Origin of the sequence: Candidatus Halocynthiibacter alkanivorans (assembly GCF_003333265.1) — a bacterium.
Classification (GTDB): Bacteria; Pseudomonadota; Alphaproteobacteria; order Rhodobacterales; family Rhodobacteraceae; genus Halocyntiibacter_A; species Halocyntiibacter_A alkanivorans.
The window spans coordinates 25,468-38,226 of record NZ_QOLB01000080.1 but is presented as its reverse complement, the minus strand read 5'-3'; the positions used below and the strand labels follow the sequence as shown (position 1 = coordinate 38,226).

Sequence of the window (12,759 nt, the reverse complement as noted above, 5' to 3'; positions counted from 1 at the left end):
ACGCCGCAAAAACATGCGGGCAGAAGACCGGGAAAAGCAAATTGTCGCTGAAGCCGTGCGCTTCTTTGCCGAATGTGGATTTGAAGGCCAGACCCGCGAACTCGCCAAGCGGATGGGGGTATCCCACGCGGTTATCTACCGGCATTTTGACAGCAAAGAAGCTTTGATCGAACGGGTTTATGAACATGTGTATCTCAGCCGGTGGAACCCGGACTGGGAGGTGTTGATTCTGGATCGCTCCCGGCCGTTGAAAGAGAGGATGGTTCAGTTCTACCAGGAATATGCCGAACGGGTGTTTGATTATGACTGGGTGAGGATCTTTATGTATTCCGGGCTCAAATCGTTTGATCTGAGTGGCCGCTACCTGACGATCATCCGGGAAAAAGTGGTTCAGCCCTTCGCCACTGAATTCCGCGCTCATATTGATCCGGACCATTCGCCAGATCTCCCGGGTGAAGAGGAACTGGAATTGTTCTGGGGGCTTCACGGCAGCATATTTTACATGGCAATCCGGCAGTTTGTTTACAATGTGCCCGTTGATGTCGACGTCGAACGGGCCGTGCGCAATTCTGTTGAAGTCTTTTACCACGGGGCGGAGCAGGCCTATCGCAGCGATTTTCTGAGCTGGCGCGATGCCGCTGGCGGCGCTGCGACGGGGAAGGCAGACCACAAATAAAACGCAAAAATCCACAAACTTGTGGACTCTTGTGGAAAGTGCTGCTTTTAGGGAGGCAGAAAGTGGCGCTATGGGCAAATCAAAACAAATCCGTTCGAATCACCGCGAGGTCGAGCTTCTCGAAGCGCTCGGCCATCTGGGTGGATCTGCGCGCAATGCCCATCTGGCTGAATTCCTTGAAGTGTCAGAAGAAACCGTGCGCCGGACGTCAAAGTCTCTGGCCAAAGCGGAGCTGGTCTGGCGCGTGCGCGGCGGTGTGTACCTGCGCAGCGCAGAGGCAGATGACGCTGGATTTGCCCGGTCCGGCAAACGAACTGACGGCAAAGACCGCGTTGCCAGCGCGGTGGCTGAGATGATCGCTGACGGATCATGCCTCTTTTTGGATGGGGGCGCGACCACCGCTTTTGTGGCGCAGTCTCTGATCAAACGCTCAAAACTGACCGTGGTGACCAACTCCCTCAATGTGGCGCAAATCCTGACGGGGCGGAATGACAACCGGGTGTTCCTGGCCGGCGGCGAGCTGAGCCAGGCCCGGTGGGGAACCTCCGGCCCGGAGACTCTGGCATTCCTTCAGCAGTTCAGCCTCGATTTTTCGGTCATCAGCGCCGATGCTGTAGACGAACATTCCGGTTTTTTAATCGGCGATACAGGGCAGGCCGCGATCGCCGGTCTGGCGCTGAAAAACGCGCGCCGCGGGATCGTCGTGGCGGACCGTAAAAAATTCGGCCAGGCAGCGCCGTTTGTTGTCTGTGCGCCTGAACTTGTGGGCGTGGTTGTCACAGACCAGATACCGTCGCCGGAGTTTCAGGCCAGCTTCGCGGCCTGGGGTGTTGAGCTTGTCAGCGTCGGGAAAAAAGACGCAAAATGAAGAATATTCAGGACCGGCAGTGGCCCGGTTGCCGACGCAAAACGTCGGGTGCTAGAGTGGAGTTTGAAGATGACGATTGTCTCATTTGTAGTGCAGTTAATGGGCGCAACGATGCTGTTGCTCTATGCGGTCCGCATGGTGCGTACCGGGATTGAGCGCGCCTTTGGGGCCTCGTTCAAACGGGTGGTCACCACCACCAGCCATCCGCTCAGTGCCGCGGGAACCGGGCTTGTTCTTGCGGTTATTCTGCAGAGTTCCGCAGCGGTTGCGATTCTGGTTGCGGGGTTTGCCAATACCGGCGCGATCGGGTTTGGCGCCGGGATAGCTGTTGTACTCGGGGCCGACCTTGGCTCAGCTCTGCTGATCCAGGTGCTGTCGTTCAAACTTGAATGGCTGGTGCCACTGTTGCTCGCGATCGGCGGGGGGCTGTTTATAAAATCTGACCGCCGGAAACTAAAGCAGGCGGGGCGCATACTCATGGGCATCGCGTTCATTTTGATTTCACTGCGTTTTCTGCGTGAAACGATGGATCCGATCCGCGACAGTGCGTTTCTGCCGTCAATTGCCGGTTTCCTTGAGACCGATTTTATCACCGCCTTTATTGCCGGCGCGGTTCTGGCCTGGGTGATGCATTCAAGTGTTGCGGTAATTCTGATGTGTGTGACGCTGGTGTCCATTGGAGCGCTGCCGATGGTTGCGGGTGTTTCGCTCGTGCTGGGCGCCAACCTGGGCAGTTCGCTGATACCGATGTGGCTGACCAAAAATATGGGCGCAGAAGCGCGACGGGTGCCTCTGGCGAATTTTCTGATCCGGGGCAGCGGCGCTGTGCTGGCGCTGTTTATCGTCAACAAATTGCCGGTGTTGCAATATCTGAGTGGCATGGGGGAGGCGCAGGCGCTGATCAATACTCATGTGCTGTTTAACGCGATATTGCTGCTGACATTGCCGGTCTGCCGTTTCTTGCTGGCGCCTGTTTCCCGCTTGTTGCCAGACGCGCAGGGTGGTGCCGAGGTCGTGCAGCAAATCAACCGCAGTGTATTGGACAATGCAGCGCTGGCGACGCCCAACCTGGCGCTGACCTGTGTCAAACGGGAACTGTTGCGTATGGCGCATCTGGTTGAAACGATGACGATCCCGGTGATGGATAATTTCCACAGTTACCAACAGGATCAGGTGGCAGAAATCGCTGGCCATGAGACGCATGTCAACATGGCGCTTGATGATATCCGGCACTATGTCGCGGCACTGCCAAAAGATATGGATGAGCTTGATCAGCAACGCGCCCGCGAACTTACCGAATATGCCATCGCGTTGGAAACCGCCGGGGATCTTGTGGTAAAACACATGATGCCACTGGCCAAAAAGAAGGCCGGCGGCAATATCAAGTTCTCAAAAGCGGGACGCGAAGAGCTTGTGAATATACATGAGCGCGTATTGGCGAATATGGCGCTGGGGTTCAACGTTTTGCTTTCGGATGACCTGGAAAGTGCGCGGCTGCTGCTGGAGGAAAAATCCGAAATGGCGCGGATGGAACGCTCCAGCCGCAAAAAGCACCTGAAACGTCTGAGCGACGGCGAGGCTATCAGCTTTGAATCCAGCAACATCCACCTGGAAGCTCTGCGGACCTATCGCGAGATCAACAGTCATATTGCCTCAGTGGCCTATCCGATCCTGTATCGGGGCGGGCAGTTGCTGGAAACCCGATTGATTGAGACGATCAGTGATGAAGGCCTGTCCCAGGTGAAATAGGCCCGGCTGCATGCAGCGGCTAAAAGGCCAGCCAGGTCAGCTTTGCGGCAATGTCGCAAGGCTGACGGCATAAACGCGCTGCATTAATGCTGCGCTGACGCTATTTCGGGCGGATAAACCGGTACACCCCAAATAGTGAAGCGGATTACAGCTGATCAATTGTGGCGAAGGCTGTCTCGAAATCAGCGCTGCGGATGCCGGTGCGCACAAGGTGGCAGACATTGCAGACTGGTCCTTCTGCCGCCAATGCGGTTTCCCATCGGGAGGCTGACACCATCTGCCCTGTTCCCATCTGAGCCTGATCTGGCATGAAAACAGGATGTCGCTGCCGATATCTTGACGCAGAACCGTGCTTGTTTAACACTTGCTCAGGTTAGAGCGCGGCGGAAAAACACATAAGCGACGGTAATGATGTTGTAGGATTAATCGATTTTTCTTGTCCTGTAACTCTGCCAGACTTCTGCCGGCACTCAAGACGATTACAGAGGGTAACCAATACTCGGGAATAAGAATTATAAATAACAGAGGAGAGTCCCATGAGACGAATAACTTCGGTTTTTACATCGCTGGCTGCCGGCGCGCTGCTGGCCACATCTGTGGCGGCGCAGACGGAACTGACCGTCTATACCGCCGTTGAAGCGGAAGATCTGGCACGTTACGCTGAGACGTTCAACGAGAGCAATCCTGATATTAAAATCAACTGGGTGCGCGATTCCACCGGCATAATCACCGCCAAGCTGCTGGCCGAGCGTGACAACCCCCAGGCGGATGTCATCTGGGGCCTGGCGGCGACCTCTCTCTTATTATTGAAGTCGGAAGGCATGCTGGAACCCTATGCGCCTGCGGGCGTAGAAGCGCTGGATGTAAAATTTGTTGATGCAGACAATCCGCCCGCATGGGTTGGCATGGACGCCTGGGTTGCGGCAGTCTGTTACAATACGATCGAGGCTGAAAAAGCCGGCCTGACGCCACCCACGTCCTGGCAGGACCTGACCGATCCGCAATATGCTGGCCAGATTATCATGCCGAACCCGAATTCCTCAGGCACGGGCTTTCTTGATGTGTCGAGCTGGCTGCAGATGTTTGGCGAAGAGGGCGGCTGGGACTTTATGGACGGGCTGCACTCCAACATTGCACGCTACACCCATTCCGGCTCCAAGCCCTGTAAACTGGCGGCAGCGGGTGAAATCCCGATCGGCGTGTCGTTCGCTTTCCGCGGTGCGAAATCCAAAGCCGCGGGCGCGCCGCTGGAAATCATAGTGCCCTCTGAAGGTGTCGGCTGGGACATGGAAGCGACCGCGATTGTCGCCGGAACCGCAAATCTGGATGCCGCAAAAGCGCTGGTAGATTTCACCGTCACGAAAGCGGCCAATGAGATGTACAATACCGGGTATGCCGTTGTCGCTTATCCGGGGATCGCAAAACCAGTCGAATATTTCCCCGAGGGTCTGCTGGAGGCGATGATTGACAATGATTTCGAATTTGCCGCCAACAACCGCGCGGCCATTCTGAAAGAATGGCAGTCGCGCTACGACGGAAAATCCGAAGCCAAGTAAACCAGTTGCGCGAAGGGCACGCCCCTTCGCGCATCTGCTTACCAATCAAGACCTGAGGTACTTAATCGAGAAATTGACGCGCAGCATGCGTGAACAGGTAAGGACGACTTTTGTGATTCAATCCACTTCCGGCCAGCTGAAATCCATTCCCACAGACACGCGGGAGACTGATCCCGCCAGCGCCCCTTATCTGAGCATCGCGAACCTGTGGAAAGCTTTCGGGGCTTTTCTGGCGCTCAAAGACATTTCTCTTGATATACATGAGGGCGAATTTGTTTGTTTTCTGGGGCCGTCGGGCTGTGGCAAAACCACGCTGCTGCGGGCAATTGCCGGGCTGGATCTGCAAACCAGGGGCTCGGTACTACAGGGGGGGCTGGACGTGTCAAACCTGCCGCCTTCAGAGCGGGATTTTGGCATCGTCTTTCAGTCCTATGCTTTGTTCCCAAATCTGACGATCGAAAAAAACATCGCCTTCGGGCTGGAAAACAGTGGTCGCAACAAATCTGAAATAGTGGCACGCGTTGCCGAATTGCTTGAGCTGGTCGGCCTGCCGGAGCAGGGCAGGAAATACCCGGCCCAGCTGTCCGGCGGGCAGCAGCAACGCATTGCTCTGGCGCGCGCAATTGCCACCAAACCGGGTCTGTTACTGCTGGATGAACCGCTGTCAGCGCTGGACGCTAAAGTGCGGGTACATCTGCGCCACGAGATCAAAGAGCTTCAGCGCAAGCTGGGCGTGACCACAGTGATGGTGACCCATGATCAGGAAGAAGCGCTGTCGATGGCGGACCGTATCGTGGTGATGAATGAGGGCGTGATTGAGCAGATCGGATCCCCGACCGAAATTTATCGCGCGCCGGCTAATTTGTTTGTGGCAGATTTTATTGGCGAGATGAACCAAATCGCGGCATCGGTCGCTGCGGACGGGCGGCTTCAGGTGGGCGAAAAAAGCTTTGCCTGCCTGGATCACAACTTTGCCGCAGGCACAGCGGTGGTGGCGGCGATCCGTCCTGAGGATGTCATCCCGCACCAGACCGGTCATGTTGCCGGGGAGGGGGAAGAAAACTGCATTGACGTGCTTCTGGACGAGATGGAATTCCTTGGCTCCTTCTGGCGCTGTCACCTGCGGAATGAGCGTTTCGGGGTTTCGGGTCTGATTGCAGATTTTTCAGTCAATGCCATCCGCAGGCTGGCGCTTGAAAGGGGTCAGACCATGACGGTTGAGTTGCCCGACAGCCGGCTGATGGCGTTCGCACGCCCGGAGGCGCAGGGATGAGCACGCTGACCCCGGGAAAACACGTGTTGCCGGCTGGGCCGACAGTCAAAGGCAAGCTGAGCCGTGATGATATTATGATGCGCGCTGGCATGGTTATCATCGCGCTGTACCTGCTGGTGACGCTGGCGTTTCCGCTTTACACGATGCTCTCCAAATCCTTTTCAACCTATCGCTTTGAGCTGTCTCAATATGAGTTTCAGGTCAGTGACGAGACCGGTGCCTTTGGTGGCGCAATTATTGACGGCGCTGCGCTGAACCTGCGCAGCGCCGCCTATGGTGACAGTGAACTGAACACCGGATCTGACGGCCGTCTGGGAGTGACAAAACTCTTCCCTGACTTCAGTTTTCGCAGCCCGGTGCGCTACCAGGTGCGCAACAGTGTTGCCGGCGGACGCTTTCTGGTCGGCTCAACCTTAAATGACAGCATTGACTGGTTGGAGCTGGATTCTAACACCTTCCGCCGGGTTCAGCTGCGTCCGGTGAAATCGACCGGATTTGATAATTTTATCAATTACTTCTCGACGCCAGCGCTGTTCAATTCGATCAAGAATTCGCTTTGGATATCGGTGCTGAGCACGCTGATCACCGTCTCCATCGCATTTTGGTTTGCCTATGCGCTGAACCGGAGCTGCATGCGGTATAAAGGCTTTTTCCGCCTGGTGGCGATGGCGCCGCTGCTGGTGCCTTCGCTGTTGCCCGGCATTGCGCTGGTCTATCTGTTTGGCAATCAGGGTATGCTGAAAGAGTTGCTGTTCGGGGCCAGTATCTATGGGCCGATCGGCATTGTTATCGGCTCAGTGTTTTTTACTTTTCCACATGCGTTTCTGATCATCAGCACCGCGTTGGCGATTTCAGATTCCCGGCTTTATGAAGCGGCGACCTCGCTGCGCGCCACCCGCTGGCGTACTTTCTGGACCGTGACCATCCCGGGCGCGCGGTATGGTTTGATTTCAGCCGCTTTTGTGGTGTTCAACCTGGTGATCACCGATTTCGGTCTGCCCAAAGTCATCGGCGGACAATTCAACGTGCTGGCGGTTGATATCTACAAACAGGTCATTGGCCAGCAGAATTTTGAAATGGGTGCGGTGGTTTCGGTGGTTCTGGTGGTGCCGGCGATCTTTGCTTTTGCCATCGACCGGCTGGTGCAAAGCAAACAGGTGGCCCTTCTCACCTCGCGCTCGGTGCCCTTTCAGCCGCAAGTCGACCTGAAGTTCGACCGGATATTCCTTGCGTTCTGCAGCCTCATTGCCCTGTTTATCATCGGTATTCTGGCGGTCTGTCAGTATGCCGCGCTGATCAAATTCTGGCCTTATGACCTGAGCCTGAGCCTGAACAATTATCAGTTCGACAAAATGGACGGTGGCGGCTGGAGGTCCTATTTCAACTCGATCAGAATGGCGCTGTTTACCGCAGTTGTGGGCACATCCATTGTGTTTTTTGGCGCCTATCTGGTCGAAAAGTCGAACGGGTTCAGGACCGGGCGGGCCATATTCCAGATGATTGCCATGCTGCCAATGGCAATCCCGGGTATGGTGCTGGGGCTGGCTTATATCTTTTTCTTCAACAATCCGGCCAATCCGCTGAATCCGATCTATGGCACAATGGCCATTCTGGTGATGGTTTCGGTGACCCATTTTTATACTGTGTCGCACCTGACCGCAGTGACGGCGCTGAAACAGATGGACCGGGAATTTGAATCGGTGTCGGCGTCCCTCAAGCAGCCGACATTAAAACTGTTCAGCCGGGTCACCGTGCCGGTGTGCCTGCCCTCGGTGCTGGATATATCGATCTACCTGTTTGTGAATGCGATGACGACGGTGTCGGCGGTGGTGTTTCTGTATTCGCCCAAAACGACACTGGCTTCGGTTGCGGTTCTGAACATGGATGATGCCGGGGACATTGCGCCGGCGGCGGCGATGGGAATGATGATATTTTATACCAACGCGGCTGCGCGTATTCTTCACCTGCTGGCCTCTAAAGGTATTCTGCGCCGGACCCAGGCCTGGCGGGCGCGTTAATCTGCTGAAAGCCCCGCGAACAGCCCGCCACAGTCATCTGTTGGCGGGTTTTTTCTGTTCTGGAGGCGTCTCAGCCTGGCAAGCGCGCGCGATGTCCATGAAGGCCCGGATCACTTTGACATCACGGCGTTGCCCGAGATGCACCATGGTTTCGCTCATGTGTATGCTGACGTCCTGCAGGGTCAGTTTGATCAGGCGGTCATCATGGCCGTATTCCGCCAGCGAGACAAAACCGACACCCGCGCCTGAAGCCACGACCTCGCGCACCGCTTCGCGCCCTTCGGCCACAATAGTGGCCAACAGCGGCACGCCTTTTGCACTGGCCGCATCTTCAAGCTTTTGACGGGTTTTCGACCCGACTTCGCGGAAGATCAGTGGCAAATTGGACAGTTCTGCCAGGCTGATGCTGGTTTTCTCAGCGGAAAAGTACCCTTTGGCCGCAAATGCGACAATCTCGGAGCTGCCGAGGTCCAGCGTTTCCATTTCCCTGCCGCGCGACAGGCCCCCGACCACGCCGATCTCAGCACTGTAGCTGCGCAACCCTTCCAGAATCTCTTCGGTATTGCCGGAGCGCAGCGAGACCACAACGCCCGGGTAGCGTTTTTGGAACTTGCCAAGAATATCGGTCACGTGATGGGCTGAATCTGCGATTATGCGCAGCGCGCCGTCCGTAATGGCGCTGGTCTCCGACATGTATTCTGAAATTTGTTGTTCGATTTCAAAGAACTGTTTGGTCAGCCGGAACAGAAGTTCCCCGGCCTCAGTTAACCGTGTGCGTTTGCGCTCGCGGAAAAACAACAACACGTCGTGTTCTTGCTCGAGTTTGCGCACCTGTTCAGAAATTGCCGGCTGGGTCAGAAACAGCGCTTCGGCGGCGCGTGAAAACCCGCCAAGCAATGCGACATGGTGGAACGCTTTTAACTGGCTGTAGCGCATGAATTCCCCCCTGAGCCAACCTATAAGCCCAGCCTATATTTCGATTGTATATTGCAATTTTACATATGGGAAGCGGTGCTGCAATGCTGTTCTCAGACCACATTTTCGGAGATGAAAGATGACCGCTGGATCCGTACCAATTGAAGCGCCCCGGTTGGGGGAGCCCTATCTGCTGACGCCTGGCCCGCTGACCACCTCCTACCCGGTAAAACAGGCGATGCTGCGCGACTGGGGCAGCTGGGATGCCGAATTCCGGGCCATGACGCAGCAGATGCGCGATCGTTTGCTGGCGTTGCTGGGGCCGGGGTCCGAGGATTTTGACTGTGTGCCAATGCAGGGCAGTGGTACGTTTTCGGTCGAAGCCATGCTGGGCTCGTTCATCCCGCGCGATGGCAAAGCGCTTGTGCTGGCCAATGGCGCCTACGGGCAACGCGCGGCGCTGACGCTGGCGTATCTCGGGCGCGACTATGTGCTGCTGGACAAAGGTGATTACCTGCCGCCGCGGGGTTTTGAGGTGGCGCAGATTCTTGCGGATGATCCGGCGATCAGCCATGTGGTGGCGATCCATTGCGAAACCAGTTCGGGCATCCTGAACCCTGTGGCGGAGATATCAGAAGCCACCTATGCCGCTGGCCGCAAGTTGCTGATAGACAGCATGTCGGCCTTTGGTGCCATTGCGCTGGAAGCGGATCAAATCCGCTTTGAGGCGCTGGTGTCCTCGGCCAACAAATGCATCGAAGGGGTGCCGGGCTTTGGCTTTATCATCGCCCGAAAAAGCGAATTGCAGGCCGCAGAAGGCAACAGCAACTCGCTGTCACTGGATGTGCATGCACAATGGGCGCATATGAACAAGACGGGGCAGTGGCGGTTTACCCCGCCTACTCATGTGGTTGCTGCATTTCTGGAAGCGTTGCGCGCGCATGAGCTGGAAGGCGGCGTGGCGGCGCGTGGTGCCCGTTATGGGCAGAACCGGGATGTGCTGGTGGCCGGTATGAGAGAGTTGGGATTTGAGACGCTGCTGACGCAGCGCTGGTTGTCGCCCATCATCGTGACGTTCTTTTGCCCGGCGGACCCCAACTTTTCTTTTGAACGGTTTTATGCGCTGATGAAGCAGCGGGGCTTTATTATCTACCCGGGGAAATTGACCGTCGCGGACAGTTTTCGGGTCGGATGTATCGGCCAGATGGATGGCGCTGTCATGCGGCAGGTTGTTGCCGCCGCCGGGGAAACTCTGGCGCAGATGGGGGTCGCTGAAGCGACGCCGCCGGCTTTGGCACTGGAAGAACGCCAATAGCTGACCGGTTGAGCAGACATCGCGCCGCGACGTTTTTCGCTGCCGGCAAGGGTCGTGCGGGCCGGGCGGGTGATTGCCCGGTCAAGCCCCTGCGGCCACGCAGACCAGCAGGAAGGGCAACGATTTAGTGAAACCGCCGCGTTCCAGCGGCAGCAATAAACCCGAAAGTTCCTGATGACCGCATCGATTGTGCATACCGAAGGCGAATCCAACACGTCTGCCGCCCGCCAGGACTGGCTAAAAAAATCCATTGGCCCCAGGGCGGCGCCGCTTTTGCAGCGCGACAGCGATGTTTTTCTGCATCAAAGCCTCTCAAGCCCTTGCGTCAGCACCATCGCGCGGGCGGAAGGCATCTGGATCGAAGATCTGGACGGGCGCCGGCTGATGGATTTTCATGGCAATTCGGCGCATCACATCGGCTATGCGCATCCGCGCCTGGTGGCGGCGATCAAAAAGCAGCTGGATGATCTGTCCTTTGCGCCGCGCCGCTTTACCAATGAACCTGCGGTGGCCCTGGCGGAGAAACTGGCAGAAATTGCCCCGGGGGATCTGTGCAAGACCCTGTTCACCACCGGTGGGTCGGACGCCAATGAAGTGGCGTTGAAAATCGCCCGCGCGGCCACAGGCCGGTTCAAAACGGTGTCCTTCTGGGACGCGTTTCACGGCGCCGGTTTTGGCGCTGCCAGTGTGGGGGGGGAATCGACCTTTCGCAGCCATATTGCCGGCCCGCTGCTGCCGGGCAGCGAGCATGTGGCGCCGTTTGCCTGTTACCGCTGCCCTTACAACCATGCCGGGCCGGAAGTTTGCGGTCTGGCCTGCGCCAAAATGGTCGATTACGTGCTGGAACGTGAAGGCGATGTCGCCGCCGTAATCGCAGAGCCAATGCGGGCGGTGCCCTATGTGCCGCCGCCCGGCTTCTGGAAAGCGGTGCGCGAGTCCTGCACCCGCCATGGTGCCCTCCTGATCATGGACGAAATTCCCACCGGTCTGGGCAAGACCGGCCGCATGTTCGCCTTTGAACACGACGATATTCTGCCGGATATTGTGACCGTCGGCAAAGCACTTGGTGGTGGCATTCTGCCCATCGCCGCCTGTATCGCGCGGGCCGGTCTTGATGTCTGTGGTGAATTTGCCATTGGCCATTATACCCATGAAAAAAACCCGGTGACCGCGCGCGCGGCGCTGACCACCATTGAAATCATCGAAGAAGAAGGGTTGGTCGGCCGGTCGGCAGAACTTGGCGATTATGCGATGGATTACCTGCAGACCCGTCTGTCCGGGGTGTCGGTTGTGGGCGATATCCGCGGGCGCGGCCTGATGTTTGGTGTTGAGATTGTCGAAGACCGTGCCGACAAAACACCAGGAAATGCCCGTGCGGAGCAAATTTACTATGCCTGTCTTGACGCTGGGTTAAGCTTCAAGATAAGTCACGGCTGTGTTCTGACATTGTCGCCTCCCCTCACCATTGCGCGCAAAGACCTGGAACGCGCGTTAGATATTGTCGTGACTGCGATAGAGGACTCTTCCGGATGAGCGCAACTACGGTTCTGATCGTATTATTTGCTGCATTTTTGCATGCGTCCTGGAACGCAATTGTCAAAGGCGCAGGAGACCGGACAATCATCCTGGGAATGATCGCGATGGGCCATGTGGTTCCCGGAATCGCTCTGATCTACTATTTTCCCACGCCGCTCGCGGCGGCGGCCCCCTATATCATTGCTTCTACGGTGATTCACTGGGGCTACTATTATTTGCTGAATGTGGCCTACCGGCACGGTGACCTGAGCCTGATCTATCCGATCACGCGGGGGCTCTCTCCGGTGCTGATCGCTTTGGGGGCACAGTTCTGGGTTGGCGAAAGCCTGCCATGGCTGGCCTGGGGCGGCGTGTTCACCGTTTCCGCAGGCGTCCTCGTGCTGACGCGCGGCATTGTCAGTGGTAATTTGCACAGGGGCGGGGTTATCGCGGCGATCGCAACGGCATTTGTTGTGGCGTCTTATTCGCTGGTTGACGGCATCGGAGTGCGCGTGTCCGGCAGTCCGCTTGGTTATATAGGTTGGTTGTTTACCGCGGAAATTACCGTGCTCATATTCATTTTCGGCACCCGGTTCGACCGCGTTCGCAAAATTCGCAAGAGAACTTTGACGCTGGGTTTTACCGGCGGGGTGATCTCCGGTGCTGCCTACGGCCTTGTTCTCTACGCAAACACGCTGGCGCCGCTTGGCGTGGTGTCCGCCCTGCGCGAGACATCGGTGATTTTTGCTGCCATCATCGGCGTCATGTGGTTTGGTGAAGGGCCCAAACGCCGTCGCCTGCTTGCCGGGGTGATCGTCGCCTGCGGTATCGTGATTATAGGGTTAGCCAGTTGAAAGTGACAGCGGCGCAGGCG

The 12,759-nt window shown here is 56.9% G+C and carries 10 protein-coding genes; 9 read left to right on the top strand and 1 reads right to left on the bottom strand.

Annotated features, from left to right (window positions below; genetic code table 11):
- The 6 genes from DWA01_RS09295 to DWA01_RS09270 form a co-directional block, all read left to right on the top strand.
- Positions 1-676, top strand: a 676-nt coding sequence (locus tag DWA01_RS09295) for a TetR/AcrR family transcriptional regulator (protein ID WP_200832536.1), incomplete at its 5' end; no start/stop codon positions are given.
- 70 nt (positions 677-746) lie between these two features.
- A complete protein-coding gene (locus DWA01_RS09290) occupies positions 747-1,544 on the top strand; it encodes a DeoR/GlpR family DNA-binding transcription regulator (protein WP_160115997.1) in 798 nt (265 codons plus the stop codon).
- A gap of 69 nt (positions 1,545-1,613) precedes the next feature.
- Positions 1,614-3,293 (top strand): Na/Pi cotransporter family protein, encoded by a 1,680-nt coding sequence (locus DWA01_RS09285; protein WP_114285570.1) that lies wholly within the window; start codon positions 1,614-1,616, stop codon positions 3,291-3,293.
- Between the two features lie 536 nt (positions 3,294-3,829).
- The gene (locus DWA01_RS09280; RefSeq protein WP_114285569.1) at positions 3,830-4,849 is read left to right on the top strand and encodes a putative 2-aminoethylphosphonate ABC transporter substrate-binding protein; all 1,020 of its coding nucleotides are present in this window, start codon (positions 3,830-3,832) and stop codon (positions 4,847-4,849) included.
- Between the two features lie 112 nt (positions 4,850-4,961).
- Positions 4,962-6,122, top strand: coding sequence for a putative 2-aminoethylphosphonate ABC transporter ATP-binding protein (locus tag DWA01_RS09275; protein WP_235008494.1), 1,161 nt, complete (start codon positions 4,962-4,964; stop codon positions 6,120-6,122).
- Positions 6,119-8,140 carry a putative 2-aminoethylphosphonate ABC transporter permease subunit gene (locus tag DWA01_RS09270; RefSeq protein ID WP_114285567.1) on the top strand — a complete coding sequence of 674 codons (2,022 nt, stop codon included), beginning with the start codon at positions 6,119-6,121 and terminating at the stop codon, positions 8,138-8,140. Before DWA01_RS09275 ends, DWA01_RS09270 begins: the two co-directional genes overlap by 4 nt.
- A 33-nt stretch (positions 8,141-8,173) precedes the next feature.
- Here the strand turns inward: DWA01_RS09270 and DWA01_RS09265 are convergent, their stop codons facing one another.
- Positions 8,174-9,076, bottom strand: a complete 903-nt coding sequence (locus DWA01_RS09265; RefSeq protein ID WP_114285566.1) for a LysR substrate-binding domain-containing protein — start codon at positions 9,074-9,076, stop codon at positions 8,174-8,176.
- 118 nt (positions 9,077-9,194) lie between these two features.
- Between DWA01_RS09265 and DWA01_RS09260 the strand changes: the two genes are divergently transcribed.
- The 3 genes from DWA01_RS09260 to DWA01_RS09250 all read left to right on the top strand — a co-directional run bounded on the left by DWA01_RS09260 (position 9,195) and on the right by DWA01_RS09250 (position 12,739).
- Complete coding sequence (locus tag DWA01_RS09260) at positions 9,195-10,370, top strand: 2-aminoethylphosphonate--pyruvate transaminase (RefSeq protein ID WP_114285565.1); 1,176 nt, start codon at positions 9,195-9,197, stop codon at positions 10,368-10,370.
- A gap of 174 nt (positions 10,371-10,544) precedes the next feature.
- Positions 10,545-11,903, top strand: a complete 1,359-nt coding sequence (gene pbfA, locus DWA01_RS09255; protein ID WP_114285564.1) for a (R)-1-hydroxy-2-aminoethylphosphonate ammonia-lyase — start codon at positions 10,545-10,547, stop codon at positions 11,901-11,903.
- On the top strand, positions 11,900-12,739 hold the full coding sequence (locus DWA01_RS09250) for a DMT family transporter (protein ID WP_114285563.1): 840 nt from the start codon (positions 11,900-11,902) through the stop codon (positions 12,737-12,739). Before pbfA ends, DWA01_RS09250 begins: the two co-directional genes overlap by 4 nt.
- Positions 12,740-12,759: the final 20 nt, after the last annotated feature.